At 62.8% G+C, this 17,463-nt stretch carries 17 protein-coding genes; 7 read left to right on the top strand and 10 right to left on the bottom strand.

Annotation, left to right across the window (positions count from 1 at the left end):
• The first annotated feature begins 74 nt into the window (after positions 1-74).
• The 3 genes from EN824_RS09150 to EN824_RS09140 all read left to right on the top strand — a co-directional run bounded on the left by EN824_RS09150 (position 75) and on the right by EN824_RS09140 (position 1,920).
• Positions 75-452 carry a TIGR02301 family protein gene (locus tag EN824_RS09150; RefSeq protein WP_127278315.1) on the top strand — a complete coding sequence of 126 codons (378 nt, stop codon included), beginning with the start codon at positions 75-77 and terminating at the stop codon, positions 450-452.
• A gap of 352 nt (positions 453-804) precedes the next feature.
• On the top strand, positions 805-1,062 hold the full coding sequence (locus EN824_RS09145) for a hypothetical protein (RefSeq protein WP_015318556.1): 258 nt from the start codon (positions 805-807) through the stop codon (positions 1,060-1,062).
• A 69-nt stretch (positions 1,063-1,131) separates the two neighbouring features.
• Entirely contained in the window at positions 1,132-1,920 is a 789-nt protein-coding gene (locus EN824_RS09140) for a hypothetical protein (protein WP_189522148.1), read from the top strand.
• A gap of 51 nt (positions 1,921-1,971) precedes the next feature.
• On the opposite strand, the gene EN824_RS09135 is transcribed toward EN824_RS09140, so the two are convergent.
• The 3 genes from EN824_RS09135 to EN824_RS09125 all read right to left on the bottom strand — a co-directional run bounded on the left by EN824_RS09135 (position 1,972) and on the right by EN824_RS09125 (position 4,394).
• A complete protein-coding gene (locus EN824_RS09135; RefSeq protein WP_127278317.1) occupies positions 1,972-2,709 on the bottom strand; it encodes a nucleotidyl transferase AbiEii/AbiGii toxin family protein in 738 nt (245 codons plus the stop codon).
• A gap of 70 nt (positions 2,710-2,779) precedes the next feature.
• The gene (locus EN824_RS09130) at positions 2,780-2,986 is read right to left on the bottom strand and encodes a hypothetical protein (RefSeq protein ID WP_245464358.1); all 207 of its coding nucleotides are present in this window, start codon (positions 2,984-2,986) and stop codon (positions 2,780-2,782) included.
• Positions 2,987-3,062: 76 nt separating this feature from the next.
• Positions 3,063-4,394, bottom strand: a complete 1,332-nt coding sequence (locus tag EN824_RS09125) for a dihydroorotase (RefSeq protein WP_189522169.1) — start codon at positions 4,392-4,394, stop codon at positions 3,063-3,065.
• Positions 4,395-4,469: 75 nt separating this feature from the next.
• On the opposite strand from EN824_RS09125, the gene EN824_RS09120 reads away from it, so the two are divergent.
• From EN824_RS09120 to EN824_RS09110, 3 genes are all read left to right on the top strand, one after another.
• The gene (locus tag EN824_RS09120; RefSeq protein ID WP_135932169.1) at positions 4,470-5,330 is read left to right on the top strand and encodes a folate-binding protein YgfZ; all 861 of its coding nucleotides are present in this window, start codon (positions 4,470-4,472) and stop codon (positions 5,328-5,330) included.
• Entirely contained in the window at positions 5,330-5,965 is a 636-nt protein-coding gene (locus EN824_RS09115) for an HD family hydrolase (RefSeq protein ID WP_127871392.1), read from the top strand. The genes EN824_RS09120 and EN824_RS09115 overlap by 1 nt, the downstream gene beginning before the upstream one ends.
• 66 nt (positions 5,966-6,031) lie before the next feature.
• Positions 6,032-8,173, top strand: a complete 2,142-nt coding sequence (locus EN824_RS09110) for an EAL domain-containing protein (RefSeq protein ID WP_135932168.1) — start codon at positions 6,032-6,034, stop codon at positions 8,171-8,173.
• Between the two features lie 15 nt (positions 8,174-8,188).
• On the opposite strand, the gene EN824_RS09105 is transcribed toward EN824_RS09110, so the two are convergent.
• The gene (locus tag EN824_RS09105) at positions 8,189-9,079 is read right to left on the bottom strand and encodes a fatty acid desaturase family protein (RefSeq protein WP_135915320.1); all 891 of its coding nucleotides are present in this window, start codon (positions 9,077-9,079) and stop codon (positions 8,189-8,191) included.
• Between the two features lie 112 nt (positions 9,080-9,191).
• Here EN824_RS09105 and EN824_RS09100 point away from each other — a divergent pair, with 112 nt between their 5' ends.
• Positions 9,192-10,109, top strand: a complete 918-nt coding sequence (locus tag EN824_RS09100) for a LysR substrate-binding domain-containing protein (RefSeq protein ID WP_135863744.1) — start codon at positions 9,192-9,194, stop codon at positions 10,107-10,109.
• Between the two features lie 16 nt (positions 10,110-10,125).
• Here EN824_RS09100 and EN824_RS09095 read toward each other — a convergent pair whose 3' ends face one another.
• The 6 genes from EN824_RS09095 to EN824_RS09070 all read right to left on the bottom strand — a co-directional run bounded on the left by EN824_RS09095 (position 10,126) and on the right by EN824_RS09070 (position 17,387).
• Positions 10,126-10,398, bottom strand: a complete 273-nt coding sequence (locus EN824_RS09095) for a DUF3303 family protein (RefSeq protein ID WP_127871388.1) — start codon at positions 10,396-10,398, stop codon at positions 10,126-10,128.
• 16 nt (positions 10,399-10,414) lie between these two features.
• Complete coding sequence (locus EN824_RS09090; RefSeq protein ID WP_127280355.1) at positions 10,415-11,878, bottom strand: RimK family protein; 1,464 nt, start codon at positions 11,876-11,878, stop codon at positions 10,415-10,417.
• Positions 11,878-12,975: a peptidase C39 family protein gene (locus tag EN824_RS09085; RefSeq protein ID WP_127871387.1), complete on the bottom strand. Its 1,098-nt coding sequence runs from the start codon at positions 12,973-12,975 to the stop codon at positions 11,878-11,880. The genes EN824_RS09090 and EN824_RS09085 overlap by 1 nt, the downstream gene beginning before the upstream one ends.
• 193 nt (positions 12,976-13,168) lie before the next feature.
• The gene (locus tag EN824_RS09080; protein ID WP_135919609.1) at positions 13,169-13,960 is read right to left on the bottom strand and encodes an anti-sigma factor; all 792 of its coding nucleotides are present in this window, start codon (positions 13,958-13,960) and stop codon (positions 13,169-13,171) included.
• Positions 13,957-14,475: an RNA polymerase sigma factor gene (locus tag EN824_RS09075; RefSeq protein ID WP_127276227.1), complete on the bottom strand. Its 519-nt coding sequence runs from the start codon at positions 14,473-14,475 to the stop codon at positions 13,957-13,959. Before EN824_RS09075 ends, EN824_RS09080 begins: the two co-directional genes overlap by 4 nt.
• A 173-nt stretch (positions 14,476-14,648) precedes the next feature.
• The gene (locus EN824_RS09070; RefSeq protein WP_135932167.1) at positions 14,649-17,387 is read right to left on the bottom strand and encodes a DUF2339 domain-containing protein; all 2,739 of its coding nucleotides are present in this window, start codon (positions 17,385-17,387) and stop codon (positions 14,649-14,651) included.
• Between the last annotated feature and the right edge of the window lie 76 nt (positions 17,388-17,463).

The following is a 17,463-nucleotide window of genomic DNA, read 5'->3' as shown; positions in this document are numbered from 1 at the left end:
TTGTCTCGCCAGCCATGACGGCCTAAGCCGTTCGACAGACGATAACGGCCTAAGCCGTCGGTCAGAGAAGATCTATGAACCGTCCGTCAATACTCCTCGCCATTTGCCTTGCTGTCAGCGCGGCTGTCCCGGCGCGGCCTGCCTTCAGTGCCGAGTCGCCGTTCGAGCCGGGGCTGATGCGGCTGGCGGAAGTTCTGGGGTCACTGCATTTCCTGCGCAATCTGTGCGGGGAGAAAGGCGACCAGTGGCGGGACGAGATGGAAAAACTGCTCGATTCGGAAAACCCTGACCCGGAACGCCGCGCCCGCTTCATCGCCAGCTTCAACCGCGGCTATCGTTCCTTCGGCGGCACCTACACCCAGTGCACCGCTTCGGCCACTGAAGCCATCAGCCGTTATATGAAGGAAGGTGAGACGCTGTCGCGCGACATCGCCTCGCGTTATGGCAACTGAGCATCCATCAACAGATATCAGGCCCGTCGCGACCGATGATCGCCATATCCGGCTTGTGCCTGTCCAAGTCTTGGTGCAATCCTGATGTTGCACTTCTGCAACAGCGTTAATCAAACGTTACCACGCGAATGCGGAATTAACTCAAACTGAAGGTTTTCGCCCCGCAGGCCGGCCTAATCGGCTAAGTTTGATCCGGGTTGAAACGCAGCTTCGCCAAACACAGTCGGCCCCTGTAACAGACGATCTAAAAAATGTCGTATTTACAGATACTTACTTGGAGCTGCCTATGAATGGAACAGATCAAGCCTGATCCACACTGATGGGTTGCCGCTTGAAAGGGTGGACATCGCTTATGGAACATGCTGCCAACGACATCGACGCGCTGGTCAGGGAAGAGAAGCGCCTGACGGCGGTTGAGAGCCACAGCGAAGCCTGGGCGGAAGGTCTTTCGGCCGGCATCGAGCCCGAGATCATTGCCGAGGCGGCACTCGAAACGGCATTCGGCGAAATGCTGCGCGCCAATGGCGAGACCTCGGCCCTTGCCCTGCTGGACCGTATGCGTGAAAAAGTGATTGCTGGCGCCTTCGAACCCGAGCGGCTGCGGCACTGAACCGATATCAGGTTCTTTGACGATTGGATGCCGATCGGGCACCATGCCCGGAGCAGGGAGATACGGGCAGTGAATTTTCCGATGTCAGGCAGGCCGAAGGGCCTTGTCCTCTACATCCGCCTCGCTGCTTGCTGTGGCGCGATTGCCTTGGCGACGTGCCTGGCCAGCAGCCCTGCCTATGCACTGAGCGAGATCAAAAACGAAGAACTCCCCTCGCCGGTCACACCGTCGACGGATGGCGATAGTTCAACGCCCGGAAGCACAGTTCCCATGCCTGACCCGGTGGGGACATCGCCTTCGAGCAGCCAACCGGCCGCTCCCGACGCCGCGGAGCCTGACACTCCATCGGATGGCGGCAGCAACAGGCCGCGTGTCGATCCCGAGGCGCCCCTGCCGGAAGTCGTCTACGACCTCGGCAAGCTGCCCGAGCCGGTGCGGCGCATGCATGACCTGATCATCGAAGCCTGCAAGAGCGGCGACATCGAGAAGCTCAGGCCCTTGATCGGCAAGGGCGACAGCATGACCCAACTGTCGCTTGCCGATATCGATGGCGACGCCATCGCCTTCCTCAAAGGGCTGTCGGGCGACCCTGACGGCCAGGAGATCCTGGCTATTCTGGAGGAGGTGCTCTCCGCCGGCTACGTCCGTGTCGATGCGGGCACGCCACAGGAACTCTATGTCTGGCCGTATTTCTTCGCGCTGCCGCTCGACAAACTCGACGCCAAGCAGCGGGTCGAGCTGTTCAAGATCGTCACGGCCGGCGATTTCGACGACATGAAACAGTTCGGCGCCTACATCTTCTATCGCGTCGGCATCACACCCGCCGGACAATGGACCTTCTTCGTGGCCGGCGATTGAAGCCATCGCCTGCCTGGTTGCGCCAGGATGCAAGCATCGTAGACGATGTTGCTATTTGAGCGGGCTGGCAGGTTCTTCGCTGATGTCAGCATCAGGCCAAATGCGAATGCTCTCATTTCGAAGAGCCGAAATGGCGCCGCAAGCCATGTCAGCCTCCATCTGTAGGATCTCGGCTGCGTAATTCAATTCTTCCGCATCCCGAAGCTTGTTAACCACCCAAACAACCTTGCGCTGGATATCCTGTCCATATGCAGCCTGGGCCTTGGCTACAGCGTCGCTCGGGATCTCCCGGTAGGCGCTGATCAACATCCCCAGATCAATAGCATCGCGATAGCCGACAGCACGGTCTTGGCATCGATCGGCATTCGCCAATAACTTCTCGGCGAACATGTCCGAGGGGGTCAAAGAAGGTACATTTAGATCGTCGTCGAAACGACCTTGCAATGGGATGCGGGCTTCACGAACGATTTCAAACTTGATCAATTGCCCCCTCAACTTTACCACGGTCCTCAGGCCATACTGATCAATCCGAAAATCCCGTACAGCTTCGACTGGTTCAGGAAAGAATGCCCTTACACCGCGTTCGACTGCTGACATTCGCAATTGGCGATAGCCGTCGACGTCCGCGCACAGAAAATCGACGTCCAACGACCGCCTATACTCGCCCAATTTCAACACAATCGCCGTCCCGCCACCGAACCAGCATTGGGCTGCGGTCAGGAAATCGCGGTCCATAAGCGCGAGGGCTTCAGCGATAATCCTGTGTTCCGGCTTTCTGAATTCCTTCATGGCTTCCGCTCGCGAAATGTCCGGTTTTGAGGTTGCAAATGCGAGGCGAAAACCAGCACAGGAGGACAATTCAGCCGGCAGTCAGAAGGATACCGTGACCGAATTCGCTGGCGAGATTCTGGATAAGCAATTTCTCGCGCGTCGTAAGCCGTGTCTGATCGACAAAGCGCCAATTGCGCTCGTACAACGCAAATGCTTCGTCGGCCGGGATCAGTCGCGCGGCATCGCGATTCCACAAGAGCGCTTGCAGCTCTGGAAACTCGGCGGGGTCAATCATAGGCGCGATATGTGCCTGCATAATGCCTTGAACATAATGCGGAACGCTTAAAAATCAACGCACAGCCACTGGTTGCCTAACCAGGCAATGCCTCGGAGAACTCCACCGCCCTGCCCTGGCCTGGCACGGCGATTTCGCCTTCCCACATGACGCGCTGACCGCGGATGACGGTGCCGACCGGCCAGCCGGTCACCTGCTTGCCGTCATAGGGTGTCCAACCGGCTTTCGAGCCGGCCTGCGCGTTGGTGATGGTCTCGCGCCGCTTCATGTCGACAATGGTGAAATCGGCGTCGTAGCCGGCGGCGATGCGGCCCTTCCGGGCCATGCCGAAGATGCGCTGCGGGCCATGACTGGAGAGATCGACAAAGCGCTGCAGGGTCAGCCGGCCGGCATTGATGTGGTCGAGCATGATCGGCACCAGCGTCTGCACGCCGGTCATGCCCGAGGGTGAAGCCGGATAGGATTTTGCCTTCTCGGCCAATGTGTGCGGCGCGTGGTCGGAGCCGAGCACGTCGACAATGCCCTGCGCAATGCCATGCCAGACGCCGTCGCGATGGCGCTTGTCGCGCACCGGCGGGTTCATCTGGATCAGCGTGCCGAGGCGCGCATAGTCGTCGGCGCTCAGCGTCAGATGGTGCGGTGTGGCCTCGCAGGTCGCGACATCCTTGTGTTGTTCGAGGAACAGTATTTCCTCGGCGGTCGAGATGTGCAGGACGTGGATGCGGGCGCGGACGTCGCGCGCGATGCGGACCAGCCTTTCGGTGCAGCGCAAGGCGGCGATCTCGTCACGCCAGACCGGATGCGATGACGGGTCGCCCTCGATGCGCTCGCCCAGGCGCTCGCGCAGGCGGAACTCGTCCTCCGAATGAAAAGCGGCGCGGCGGCGGGTGTTTCGCAGGATCGAGGCGACACCTTCATCGTCCTCGACCAGCAGGTCGCCGGTGGACGAGCCCATGAAGACCTTTATTCCAGCGGCCCCCGGCAAACGTTCGAGGTCGCCGACGTCCCTGGCGTTGTCGCGGGTACCGCCAACCCAGAAAGCAAAATCGCAATGCATGCGGCCACTGCCGCGCCGGACCTTGTCGGCAAGCGTTGCCTCGCTGGTGGTCAGCGGGTTGGTGTTGGGCATTTCGAACACGGCGGTGACACCGCCCAGCACCGCCGCGCGCGAACCCGTTTCCAGGTCTTCCTTGTGCTCCAGTCCCGGCTCGCGGAAATGCACCTGGCTGTCGACGACGCCCGGCAGGATATGCAGGCCCCGGCAGTCGATCGTCTCGCCAGCCGAGGCCTGGCGCAGATCGCCGATCGCGGCGATGCGCCCGCCCGTCACGCCGACGTCGCGCAGCCCCTCGCCGTCATGATTGGCCACTGTGCCGCCTGTCAGGATGAGGTCGTAGGTCATGGTGATGCTCTCTTGCGGGGGGAGTGTCAGCGGCTTACGTAATGGCCAACCGTTTTGCAAGATCAGGCTTTTATCCGCCCCATGCCCTTTGCCCAGCTGAAAGACCGCGCGCTCATCATCGTCTCCGGCCCGGATGCCGAACACTTTCTGCAAAACATCCTGACCACCGATCTCGATGCGCTTGGCAATGGTGAGGCCAAGCCGGGCGCGCTGTTGACGCCGCAGGGCAAGATCCTGTTCGACTTCCTGATCTCGCGGGCCGGCGAAAACGCCTTCCGCATCGAATGCCGTGCCGACGTTTCAGACGATTTCATTCGCCGGCTGATGCTCTACAAGCTTCGCGCCAAGGTCGAGATTGCCAAGTCGGAACAAACGCTTGTCACCGTCGCGTGGGGAAAGGAATCAATCGCCTCAGAAAGTGATTCAACCGCGGTCGCCGACAGGCGCTTTGGCGACGAAGGCGTCACGCGCTTCTATGCCGGCACCGCGGATACCGGCGACATCGCCGCGTGGCAGGCCTTTCGCATCGCCCACGGCATTGCCGAGAGCGGACCCGACTATGCACTCGGCGATGCGTTCCCGCATGACGTGCTGCTCGACGAGATGGGCGGTGTCGGCTTCAAGAAGGGCTGCTATGTCGGCCAGGAGGTGGTCTCGCGCATGCAGCATCGGGGCACGGCCAGGCGGCGCGTGCTGATTGTCGAGGCCGGGCTTCCCCTGCCCCCCGTCGGCACCGAACTGACTGTCGAGGGGCGGTCGGTTGGCACGCTCGGCTCAAGTGCCGGCACATCAGGGCTCGCCATTGCCCGCATAGACAGGGTCAAGGCGGCGTTGGACGTTGGCCAACCGATTCTGGCGGCCGATGCTCCGGTGACGCTCACCATTCCTGCCTGGGCCAAATTCAGTTTCCCGCAGGAAGCCGCCGGCACGGAGGAAACCTGATGGCGGCGGACCGCGCCGGCGCGCCACCACGCGCCTGGCAGCGCATGCTGTCAGGCCGCAGGCTCGACCTGCTCGACCCCTCGCCGCTCGACATCGAGATCTCGGACATTGCGCATGGGCTTGCCCGCGTTGCCCGCTGGAACGGCCAGACCCGCGGCGAGCACGCCTTTTCCGTCGCCCAGCATTCGCTGCTGGTCGAGGCGCTGTTTAACGAACTGGTGCCCCAGGCTTCGGCCGACGACCAGTTGGCGGCGCTGCTGCACGACGCCCCCGAATATGTCATCGGCGACATGATCTCGCCATTCAAGTCGGTGATGGGCGGCAGCTACAAGGATTGCGAATTGCGCCTGCAGCGCGCCATCCATCTGCGTTTCTCGCTGCCTCCCGAACCGGCCGCCGTCCTGCGCAAGGAGATCAAGCGCGCCGACCAGATCGCCGCCTATTTCGAGGCAACGCTGCTCGCCGGCTTTTCGAGCGCCGAGGCGACGGAGTTCTTCGGCCGCCCGCGCGGTTTTTCCGCGGAGCGCTTCGACTTCGCGCCACGCTCGGTGACCTCGGCGCAGAATGCCTTCCTGAAGCGGTTTTCGGCGATCGAGACGTCAAGACATCACGTTGCGACATCCGCGCTAGGGTAGAAAACGCTAAATTAACCGGAAGCGTCAACAGTGTGGTGTTCGATCAAAGCACCGCAGGGGCGCCTCATGCCCATCGTGGATGTCAAGGATGGTTCGGTCGGCCCGGAACGGGCGGCCGGAGGCGTGGAACGCCCTCGCCGCATGCAAGATGAGCTGCGCGAGCAGAACGAACGCTTTTCAGCCGCTGTCGAAAACATGTCGCATGGCCTATGCATGTTCGACGCCGATGAACGCATGATCATCTGCAACCGCAACTACATCGACATCTTCCACCTCGATGCCAAGGTGATGCGGCCAGGCATCCGCTTCATCGACATCCTGCGCCATAGCGTCGACCTCGGCGTCGCCTCGCAGAGCGCCGATGAGCTCTACGCCATCCGCAAGCCCTATATCGACCAGGCGAAACCTTCGGCCTACGAAGAAGTCCTGTCGGACGGCCGCATCATCCTTATCTCGCACCGGCCGCTGGCTTCGGGCGGCTGGGTCTCGATCTACGAGGACATCACCGAACAGCGGCGCGCCGAGCAGGATCTCAAGGAGCAGCATCGCCGCTTCGACGCCGCGCTCGCCAACATGTCGCAAGGCCTGCTGATGTACGACGCCGACGGCAAGATGATCGTGCGCAACGGGCGTTTTCTGGAACTGTACAATGTCACGGCGGCCGACTTCCCGCTTGGAACGACGCACCGCGACGCCCTCGAACGATTGCTGGAACTCGGCATCTACACGAAGATCGACGTCGACAGCGAAGTCGCCAAGACCGAAGCCTGCCGGCGGGCGGGAAAAATGCATTCGACGTATCGCCATCTCGCCGACGGCAGGACGATTCTGGTCGTGCGCCAGCCGATGAGTGGCGGCGGTTGGGTGGCGACGTTCGACGACGTCACGGAACGCCGTTTGGCCGAAGAGCGCATGATCCATCTTGCGCATCACGACACGCTGACTGGGCTGCCCAACCGATCGATGTTTCGCGAACGGCTCGACCATGCGCTGGAGGATGTGGCCGCTACGCCGCTCGCGATCTTCTCGCTCGACCTCGACCGTTTCAAGGCTGTGAACGACACCTGGGGACACCCTGCCGGTGACTGGCTGTTGAAGAGAGTGGCCGAAAGACTGCAGCGTTGCCTGCGCGACGATGCGGACATGATCGCCCGTTTCGGCGGCGATGAGTTCGTCGTCATCCAATCCAACTCCGTGGGCATTGCCGATGCCGAGAAATTGGCGAAGCACATCGTCGAGGCAATCGCAAAACCATTTCGCGACAAGAGCCGCGAGATGCATGTCGGCGTCAGCCTGGGCATCGCCGTTTTCCCCGCCGATGGCCGTGACGCCGACACGCTGCTGAAGAACGCCGACACGGCGCTCTATCGGGCGAAGAGCGAAGGGCGAAACCTCTATCGCTTCTTCGAACCTGGAATGGACGCCGCCGTGCAGGCCCGGCGGGCGCTTGAAGTCGACCTGGAGACCGCGCTGCCGCGCCAGGAGTTCGATCTCGATTTCCAACCCATCATGAACATCGCCTCGGGCGAGATCATCGGCGCGGAGGCCCTGATGCGCTGGCATTCGCCGGCGCGCGGCAAGGTGGCGCCGGACGACTTCATTCCCGTCGCCGAAGAGACAGGGCTGATCGTGCCGCTTGGCGAGTGGGCGCTGAGGAAAGCCTGCGCGACGGCGGCTAGCTGGCCGCCGGGTTTGCGCATTGCGGTCAATGTCTCGGCGGTGCAGCTCAAAAGCAGCGGGTTTGCCCGCGCCGTCATCTCGGCGCTGGCTTTTTCCGGCGTCCCGGCCGGACAGTTGGAACTGGAAATCACCGAAACCGTACTGATGGACGAGAGCAAGGCCGTGCTGAAAACGCTGCGCCAGTTGCGTGAGCTCGGTATCCGCATCGCGCTGGACGATTTCGGGACCGGCTATTCCTCGCTCGGCTACCTCAGGCGTTTTCCGGTCGACAAGATCAAGATCGACCGATCATTCATTCGCGACATGGGCAATCGCGACACGGCGGCGATCGTTCGCTCCATCATCGGTCTCGGCACCGAACTTGGCATCGTCGTCACCGCCGAGGGCGTCGAAACCGAGAGGCAACTCGACATGCTGCGCGACAACGGTTGTGTCGAGGCGCAAGGCTATCTGATCGGCGTGCCGTCGAAGGCGGCTGACATCCAGCATCTGTTGAAAGCGCGTGCGCCGCGCAGCCAGACCGGCTAACGCATCGGCGCAAGGTCAGCGCAGCGTCTCCAGGTATTTCTCGTGGAAGCTGACATAGCCGGGCTCGACCACCTTCAGGTGCCGCTCGATCAGCGCGTGAAACCGCGGCAATTGGTGAAACGGCACGCCGGGATAGGCATGATGCTCGGCATGGAACGGCATGTTCCAGGCCAGCTTGCGCACCGCCCAATTGGTCAGCGTCGTCCTGGTGTTTTCCAGCATGTTCGCGACGAACGGGCAGCGGCCGTGCTCGGCCAGCAGATAAAGCCGCAGGAATGGCTGTCCGAGCAGAGCCGGCAAGATCCAGACATAGAACAGCACCGTTGCCTCGAACCAGATGGCAAGCGCCAGGACCACGACATAGAACCCGATCATCGCACGTGCCTCGGCGCGCACTTTGGGCAGGCCCTTTGGCGGCACATAGCTATCGTGGCAGTCCCCACGCGCATTGGTGTACAGCGTCTTGAAATGCCCCCACCACACCGGCAGGCCCGAGACGTGGACAATGTATTGCCGCAAGGTCTCAGGCTTCGGGAAGGCAAGCTCGGGATCGTTTTCCGGATCCTGCGTGTACCGGTGGTGAGCGAAGTGGAAGTAGCGGAACCAGTCGGCGGGCAGCCCGATGGCCAGGCTGCACAGCCGCGCCACGCCGTCGTTCAGCCGCTGCGTATTGAAAGCCGTGCGGTGAACCGACTCATGCAGCAGCGTGAACAGGAACACGATCAGGATGCCTTGCGGCAGCATCAGCAATGGCCAGAACGGCACCTTGGCCGCGATCAGCGATCCAATGATGACAATCGCACCCAAGTGAGCGCCGAACTGGAACAGGCCCGCGACATCGGATTTGGCCGTCAGGCGATTGCGCTCTTCTGTCGTCAGCGACGCGATGATGTCGCGATGGTCCATCGGCCTCGATCCAGGCTGGAGATTGATGAAGACCACTCTAGTCGGCGAAAAAGCTTTCCAAAAACGACGATTCCTGCGATTTGGATAAGCTAAGCTTATCTATCTGGCGATCATGGTCACATCCCCATCCCTGAAAGGGCTCCAGGCTTTCGAAGCCGCCGCACGTACGGGCAGCTTTGCCGCGGCGGCGGAAGAACTTTCGGTCTCGGCTGCCGCCGTCAGCCAGCTTATCCGCACCTTGGAGGAGCAGATGGGCCGCAAGCTGTTTCAGCGGATCAACCGGCGCGTTGTCCTCACCGAGGCGGGCGTGGAGATGTTGCCGCGGCTGACCGTGGCTTTCCAGGAGATCGGCAGCGTCTCGCGCGAACTGGGCGGCGATGCATTCCGCCCGCGTCTGGTCGTATCGGTGCCGCCATCCATGGCCATGGGCTGGCTTTCGCAGCGTCTGGCCGGCTTCGTCGCAAGCCATGGCGCCGCCGACATATCGGTGCGGGGCGATGACGACCCGGTGCCGTTCGACCGCGAACTGATCGACATCAGGCTCTCCTACGGTCCGCACTATCGCGAACATCCGACCGAGGACATTGCCAGGGACGCGGTCTATCCGGTCTGCGCGCCAAAGCTTGCCGGCATGATCAAGGCAGGCGGCGAGCCGCTCGCCGGGCTGCCGCTGATCCACACGGATTGGGGACCGACCGGCGCTTCGTTTCCGTCCTGGCGCAACTGGTTCGAGGCGACGAATGCCCAATCTGGCCGGGCATTGCGGCGCGGCCTGTCGGCCAATTCGTCGCGCGCGGCCCTCGACCTCGCGATTTCGGGGTTGGGCGTGGCGCTGGCGCAAGGGATTTACTGTGCCGAGGCGGTGGAGGACGGCAGGCTGGTGCGGCCCGCCGCGAGCGCAATCGCCCTGCGACAGCCCTACTGCCTGACTGTCCCGGAGCGAAGCGCAAGGCGCGATGTCGTGGCCGCGTTCCGCGCTTGGCTGATCGATGAATGCCGGCGCGCCGTGGACTCCCCGGCGCTGCGCTGACCCAGGAGGGCGATGGCTAGAGGTGCCCGCTCAAGGCCACCACCATGTCCTTGTTGGTCGCCACGGGCACGATCTCGAACTCGACCAGATCAGCCCATTCGATGACCCATCGCTGCAGGAGCGTGACATCATCGGCCTCCACCAGCAGGAAACAGCGGCTCATATCGGCCGCGATCCAGCTATGATGCACGACAAGCTCCTCCGGCTTCAGGCGGCCCCGGTCGCGGAACCGGCGATAGATTTCCTTGCGGTCGCAGCCGGTGAAATCCTCGATGACGATGAACAGCATCTCTTCCCTCGGTTGATTACCGCCCCGGCCTGTCCAGCCGCTCCAGGAACCACTGCGTCAACCGCACCCAGACTTCGTCCTTCTCGCCGGAATCCTCCCAGCCATGGTCGAGGTTGGGGTTGTCGTTGACCTCGATGACGAAGACGCCGTCCTTGGTCTCCTTGAGGTCGACACCGTAGAGGCCGTCGCCGATGCAGCGCGCCGCCTTCACCGCCGTCTCGACGACATGAGACGGCGTCTCCTTCAGCGTGAAGGTCTTGATGCCGCCCTGGTCGGGCTTGCCATTGGCCTTGTGGTTGACGATCTGCCAATGCTTCTTGGCCATCAGATAGTGCACGGCAAACAGCGGCTGGCCGCCGAGCACGCCGACGCGCCAGTCATATTCGGTCGGGATGAATTTCTGCGCGATCAAAAGATCGGAATCCTCGAGCCATTCTGTGGCAAGCGTCTTCAGTTCCTCGAAATTGGCGCATTTCTTGACACCGCGCGAGAACGACGAATCCGGGATCTTCAACACCAGGGGAAAACCCAGCGTCTGCGCCGCGAGTTCGAGATCAGAGGCGCCGGCGATCATCACCGTGGGCGGCACCGGCACTTTGTTGTAGGCCATCAGTTCGTTGAGATAGACCTTGTTGGTGCAGCGGATCATCGACAGCGGGTCGTCGATGACAGGCATGCCTTCCTGCTGGGCGCGGCGGGCGAAACGATAGGTGTGATTGGAAATCGAGGTGGTCTCGCGGATGAACAGCGCGTCGTAATTCGCGAGCTTGGCGAGATCCTTCCTGGTGATGGGCTCGATTTCGACCCCCATCTTTTCGGCGATCTTGGCCCAGTAGCGCAGCGAGGAGATTTCCGACGGCGGCAATTCCTCATGCGGATCGACCAGCGTGGCGAAGGTGTAGCGCGCCGGCGTCCGGCCCTTGGTGTCGCGCCACTCTCGGTTGGTGTAGGTCTCCAGGCACTGGATGAAGCTTTTTTCCTCGTCCTCGGTCATCCGCGCCAGCGGGTGGAAGCCGATCTTGCGGATCGAGGCCCATTCGGCGCTGTCCTTGATGTGGACTTCGAGCGCCGGCGCCCGGAACCAGTCGAACAACAGTTTGGCAAAACGGTCCCAGACCTTGGACGGGCCGATGCCGAAGAAGATGCAGACCTTCGCCGGAAATACGCCGCCAAGGTCCTTGCGGCATTTGTTGAGCGCCAGTTCCAGTTCCGGCAAGGCGTGCTCGTAGAGCTTGCGCTCCGACAGGTCGATCATCGTCTCGACGGTCGGGATGACCTTGTGGCCGCGCGAACTCGCCAGCAGCGACGCGTAATAGCCGCGGCTCTGGTAGCCGTAATTGTTCGACAGGTTGATGACCTTCGGCCGCTGGCCGCGGAACAGCGAGGGATGCGCGAGATAGTCGCGATTGGTGATGATCTTGTGCGGTGTCGCCACCTGGTCGAGATCGCTTTGCCTGCCGGTAAGAATGACCCAGGTCATTATCTCTTTCCCAAAGTGATGGCGGCACGCAGTCCGTCGCGGCCGAACTGCGCCATGTTCATGAAGATGCCGTAAGGCACGGGAATGTTGGCGGCATCAAGGATGGTTTCCTGCCTTTCATCCTCGACCCACGGATCGTGGATCAGAATATGGTCGCCATCATCGCCGATGGCCAGCACCCAGTGCGGCACCTTCTTGCCGAACATCAGGAAGCCGCTGATCAGCACCAGCACCAGTTTGCCCCCGGCGAGAGCCGCCCTGATATCATCGATGGTGAACGGACGGTAATTCACCGGGATACCGTAAAGTTCCGCTCGACGGCGAAAGTCGACCTGGGCCAATTCCATGATCCGGCGCTTGTCCTCGCTGCGCACCGATTGCAGGAACAACGCGCCGTAGAAGGAAACAAAGATTTCCGCCGCGAGCCCGCTTTCATACCCCGAGACAGCCAGACCGAATGGTTCGCAGCCGCCCGGCCCGGACATCATGAAGACGGTCGTCGCCTCGCGCCAGAGTCGGATTTCCATCACCGGGTCGGGTACGAAGCCACGATCGAAATTGGCCATGGCCATCATCAGGCAGCATGGGCCGCAGGTGAACTCGCAGGTCTGCTGATAGAATGGCACCCTGGTGGCGACCGGAAGGTCGCCGCGCAGGGTCTTTTCATAGCGCAGCGCCGTCGCGCCGTCCTCGTAGTAACCCGGCTCCCGGCCAATCTTGCGGTATCCGCCCTGCTCGTAGATGCGGATGGCACGGCCATTGTCTTCGCGCACTTCGAGACGCAGCATCATGCGGCCGTGTTCGAAGGCTGCCTCTTCGGCCGCGGACAGCAATTGGCGGCCTATGCCGAGCCCGCCGAAAAACGGTCCGACGGCTATGGAATAGAGCCGTGCCACGCCGCTGCCCTTGCGAAAAAGCACGATCGCGTAACCGCCGACGCGGCCATCGATTTCGGCGACCAGCGTCTCGGCGGTCTCACGCTCGATGAACTGGCGGAAGGAGCGGCGGGAAATGCGGTCGCTCGAGAACACAGCTTTCTCGATGGCGGCGAGGTCATCGACGTCAGACGCGCGGGCCGTGCGGATCTCGGCAGGCATGCGGCTTGAGAAAACCTCGATTGCGTTGCGGAAACGGCCCCAGTCAAAGCGTCGCAAACACCGGCCGAAGCGCCGGTATTCATCAAGCGCTATCGCTCCTTGATTAGGGCCGAATTGTGACAGTTTCCGCGGCGGCAGGGAAGCTGACAAGCTTTGAACGGAATCGCTGTTTCAAGCCGAGATCGCCGCCGGCTCAACTGGCGAGACCGGCCAGAAGCTGCCCATACGCACTCTTGGCCACGGCCGCCAATTGCTCGCGCGGCAGCGAACCGACGACGGCACAGCCATAGCCCTTGTCCAGCCAATAGACGGCCTGCGGACCCTCCTGAGCCGAAGCGTAGGTACCCTTGGCATTCTCCGTCGATTCCGCCGTCACGAAGAGGGATATGCGCTCGCCCTTGTCGTCTTCGTAGAGCAGCATTGCCGCCTTGCTTTCACCGGCCGGCAGCAACCGGCCACCAACCAATTGGAACCCGTTCGCGCTCAGATCCGGCGCCACCAGCTTCAGGCCGACCCGGTTGGACAGCCAGGTCTGCAAATGATCCTTGTCGCTGGCCGGCACTTCCACCGCATGCAGCTTCTCGGCGGCATAGATGACATGGGCGGCGATCGCCTGTTCGGCGAGCCGATCCTCCGCCGGATCCTCCTGCCCGAGTCCGCCGATGCCGGCAAAGTAGCCGCCAAATCCGCCCGTGGTCAGAAACACCGCCGCGGCGGCGGCAAGCCACCAGCGCGAGCGTGGCACCGCTGCCTTAACAGGCGCTTCGCCGAGCACCACCTTGCGCAAGCGCGCGGGAACAGGCTCATCCAGCACGCCGGCAAAGGCGGCACGCAATGCCTCGCGGTCGGCGGTGAAGCGGACGCTCCTCGCCTTCATCTCCGGATTGGCATCGAGCCAGGCATCATAGGCGGCACGCTCATCGGCCGGCAGTTCGCCGTCGAGCGCCATGTGAATGTCCCGTTCGGAAAAATCGCGGCGGATCATTTCTCGACGATCCTTATGGCGCGGCGGCGCGCTGTGTCGTCCAGCAACCCGCGCAGTTCCTCACGCCCACGCGCGATGCGCGACATCAGCGTGCCCGCGGGCACACCCAGAATGTTGGCGGCTTCGGCATAGGAAAATCCCTCGATGGCGACCATGACCAGGGCCGCGCGGCGATCGGGGCTGATCGCCTGCAATGCGTTGATGATCTCGCGCGAAGCAATGCCCTCCAACTGTTCGGGCGGCTGGGCAACCGCCTCGCCCGCTTCGAGCGGCAGCATCGCCGCTTCGCCGCGGCGGTTCACCTTGCGCATCTGGTCGATGAACAAATGATGCATGATCGTAAACAGCCACCTCCTGGGGCTTTCTCCTGTCTGCCAGTTGTCGAGCCGCAACAGTGCGCGCTCGAGGCAGTCCTGAACGAGGTCGTCGGCAGAATCACGGTCGCGCAGAAGCGAGCGTGCGTAGCGGCGCAGGCGCGGTATTTCGCCAAGGATTGCTGCCTTCTTTTCGTCCATGACCGCTGGTTCTGAGGTCGCCCTTGTTGATTCCGATTGAACGCGCCTTCCCGGCACGGCGCAAGCGGCCAGCGCGAAGCGGTCCGCCGCTCCGGTCACCCAAGCAACGAGATAACGCTGGCTGCTGCCGGTTTATTCCCGACCGGCAAGAAAACCCAATGATTCGGGGGCGATTAGCCTTTTTCCTTCGCCGCCCGCGTCAAAAGCCGCTGATAGAACAGGCCGATGCCGATCAGCACCGCGCCAAGGCCGATGAAGGATAGCGCCCTGAGCACACCTTCCAGTTCGGACATGTCGAACAGAAAGACCTTCAGCACGGCAACCGCGATCAGCCCGGCCGAAGCAATGCGCAGCACCTGCGATTTCAGCCAGACGCCAGCCGTGAGCAGCGCCACGCCGATCACCAGCCAGAGTGCCGAATAGGTATAGGTCTCCAACTGGCCAAGGCCGCTCCACAAACCAATGAACTCGCCCTTGAACAGGTGCCTCACCGAGAGCGTGGCATAGGCGAAGGCAAGCAGCGCCGCCACCAGCGCCAGCATGGCCGAATACCATTTCGGCCGCTTGCCCCTGCTATAGAGCGCCAGGCCGCCAGCGGCGACGGCCGGCAGGAGATAGGCCAGGAACAAAAGATTGAAAACCGGGATCCGACCGGTCGATTCGTCGGTGAACAACGGATTGAGCACCAGGAAATGCTGGATGACGACGAAGGCGACTGAGACCACGCCCACCGCCATCGAACCATAGCGCAGCACCGAGCTTGGCGAGCGCCGGTCGATGGCGATCAGGATGGCACCAGCGCCGATGGCGATCAGCGTGTAGATCGCCTGTTCGGCAAGCGTCGGCGCATCGCTGTTGATGACGCCGCCATGCATGGCGTGGCGCACCAGCATGGCGAGCGTTAGCAGCGCAAACAGTGCCGCCGCGGCCTCCATGGCGAGGCGCGGTCGGCCATTGGTGGTGTGGGCGAGTTGCCAGGCCGCGAAGCCGAAGGCGAGCGCCGGCACGCCATAGCCCGGAAGCAACCAGTTGAAGACCGGTGTCGTTGACAAGAACCCGGCGCCGACAATCGTCGGGTCGAAGGCGACGCGGCCAAGCACCGCGATGACGGCGGCGACTGAAATCCAGCCGAGCACAGGATAAGAGCGCCGGCGCGTGGCGAGCGCCGGCATGATCGCCGCGGCGCCGAGCAGGATGGTGGTCCAGCCGGAACCAAAAGCCATATGCAGCATCAGGAGGCCGGCGACTGCTGCGCCACCCAAGGCAAACGACACTGCGGCACCGCCCTTGAACGGTGGTTCCTCGGCCCGCGCGATCCATTCGCCGCCGGCGGCGAGGATCACGACCAGCAGGGCCGCGACCGCGGCGTATGCAAAATCACGGTCGAGATTGCCGAAGGTGAGCCAGAGCGCCAGCAGGATGACCAGAGGCGCGATGACGCCCCATGCTGCCCACGAGGCTGCCCGGATCCACACCGAGGCGGCAAAGCGGCGGGCGGTCCACAAGCCGGCGGCAAGGAAGACAAGGCCGAGGCCAATACCGATACGCAGCGTCAAGGCATTTCCGGCCGCCACCGGCAAGCCGTCAAAGCCCAGATTGCCCTGGGAGAAATCGGAGCCAATGGTGGTGGGCGGAATGATGCCGAGATGGATCATCACCGTGACCAGCCCGGCTGCGTGCAGCAGCGGCACCGCGCGCGGCCGGAAGAATGCGGTGGCGACAAGGGCGACGAGAACCAAGGCGCCTGGCAAGGCATAGCCTGCCGCGACAAATGTCGCGTCGACCGACAGGCCGAGCGCCGAAAACGCGATGAAAGCCCCCGGCACGATCGATGGCCAGTCGAAGCCGCTTTCCGCTTCGCTGCCCCGACCGCTCAGCCAGACAAGAGCCAGCACGGCCAGCGTGACGGCGTCGATGAACAGGATGGCGGAGAGGTCCGCGCCCGGCGCGTCGGTCATGTAGAGGATGGTCCAGATGCCGGTGCCGAAAAAGGCGGCCGCCATCAGCGCTTGCCAGTCGCGCATGCGGGCGATGACGCCGGTGGCCGCGAGCACGATGGCGAGATAGCCGAACAATGCCCAGGGATTGGGCGCCTGCGAAGCGATCAGCACCGGGGTCACCATAGCGCCGACAAGACCGATGCCAGCCAGCGCCTGGCCATGGACGAGCGCGGCGGCGATGGTCGCAATACCGATCGCACCGAGCAGCGTGAAGGCAAGAGCCGGGCCGATGAAGCCGTAAACGCCATGGGCGGCATAGACGGTGCCGAACAGGATGAAGGCACCGGCCGCCGTCAGAATCGCCGGAATATAGGCGCCGGCAACACCTTGCACCGGCACCTTGAAGCCGGTGCGGCGAATGAACTCGCCGCCGGCGACCAGCACCAACCCGAGCACGGCCGCCATGGTGAGCCGCACGCCGGGTCCGAAAATGCCGGCCTCGATGGTGTAGCGGATCAGGAACAAGCCGCCGAGAGCAAGCGCGATGCCGCCGACCCAGACCGCCCAACGCGTGCCGAGCGCGGTTTCGACATCGGACTGCCGGGCGGCCTGGGCGACCGCGGCCGGCACGACCTCCGGCGTTTCCGGTGCTGCCTCGGGCGCGCTCCAGGGACCGGGCACACTCTCGCCGGCCGGGATTTCCACCTCCATGGCCTGTACCATCGCGGGTGCCGGATCGCTGATTGCTGCCGGGGCGATGTCGGCCGCGGGCGCGGCCACCGATGACGTGTGCGCCTTGCCCTCGGCCGCCTCCTGGTCCGACAGCCTGACCACGGGCGGCACGACGCCCGAAAGCACGAGACTGCGCAGCGCGCCAAGCTCGCGCTCGATCAGACCGATCCGGCTCTGCTGGCGCGAAATGATGACGAACAAGGCGATGATGGCGACAAGGCCGATCAGGCTTTCAAACATGGCGGTTCCCCCAAACCAGGCCAGTTTTCACTGACATTTCGTCTCACTGACATTCAAATGCGGCGGCCAAACGGCT

This window comes from Mesorhizobium sp. M8A.F.Ca.ET.181.01.1.1 (genome assembly GCF_004792025.1).
In the GTDB taxonomy this organism is placed as follows: Bacteria; Pseudomonadota; Alphaproteobacteria; order Rhizobiales; family Rhizobiaceae; genus Mesorhizobium.
This window is presented reverse-complemented; position numbering and strand designations above follow the sequence as displayed.

Excerpts from the sequence above, each read along its gene's own strand:
- EN824_RS09150 (WP_127278315.1), top strand. The coding sequence starts at position 75 with ATGAACCGTCCGTCAATACTCCTCGCCATTTGCCTTGCTGTCAGCGCG.
- EN824_RS09145 (WP_015318556.1), top strand. The coding sequence starts at position 805 with ATGGAACATGCTGCCAACGACATCGACGCGCTGGTCAGGGAAGAGAAG.
- EN824_RS09135 (WP_127278317.1), bottom strand. The coding sequence starts at position 2,709 with ATGAAGGAATTCAGAAAGCCGGAACACAGGATTATCGCTGAAGCCCTC.
- EN824_RS09130 (WP_245464358.1), bottom strand. The coding sequence starts at position 2,986 with ATGATTGACCCCGCCGAGTTTCCAGAGCTGCAAGCGCTCTTGTGGAAT.
- EN824_RS09120 (WP_135932169.1), top strand. The coding sequence starts at position 4,470 with ATGCCCTTTGCCCAGCTGAAAGACCGCGCGCTCATCATCGTCTCCGGC.
- EN824_RS09115 (WP_127871392.1), top strand. The coding sequence starts at position 5,330 with ATGGCGGCGGACCGCGCCGGCGCGCCACCACGCGCCTGGCAGCGCATG.
- EN824_RS09110 (WP_135932168.1), top strand. The coding sequence starts at position 6,032 with ATGCCCATCGTGGATGTCAAGGATGGTTCGGTCGGCCCGGAACGGGCG.
- EN824_RS09105 (WP_135915320.1), bottom strand. The coding sequence starts at position 9,079 with ATGGACCATCGCGACATCATCGCGTCGCTGACGACAGAAGAGCGCAAT.
- EN824_RS09100 (WP_135863744.1), top strand. The coding sequence starts at position 9,192 with ATGGTCACATCCCCATCCCTGAAAGGGCTCCAGGCTTTCGAAGCCGCC.
- EN824_RS09095 (WP_127871388.1), bottom strand. The coding sequence starts at position 10,398 with ATGCTGTTCATCGTCATCGAGGATTTCACCGGCTGCGACCGCAAGGAA.
- EN824_RS09090 (WP_127280355.1), bottom strand. The coding sequence starts at position 11,878 with ATGACCTGGGTCATTCTTACCGGCAGGCAAAGCGATCTCGACCAGGTG.
- EN824_RS09085 (WP_127871387.1), bottom strand. The coding sequence starts at position 12,975 with ATGCCTGCCGAGATCCGCACGGCCCGCGCGTCTGACGTCGATGACCTC.
- EN824_RS09080 (WP_135919609.1), bottom strand. The coding sequence starts at position 13,960 with ATGATCCGCCGCGATTTTTCCGAACGGGACATTCACATGGCGCTCGAC.
- EN824_RS09075 (WP_127276227.1), bottom strand. The coding sequence starts at position 14,475 with ATGGACGAAAAGAAGGCAGCAATCCTTGGCGAAATACCGCGCCTGCGC.
- EN824_RS09070 (WP_135932167.1), bottom strand. The coding sequence starts at position 17,387 with ATGTTTGAAAGCCTGATCGGCCTTGTCGCCATCATCGCCTTGTTCGTC.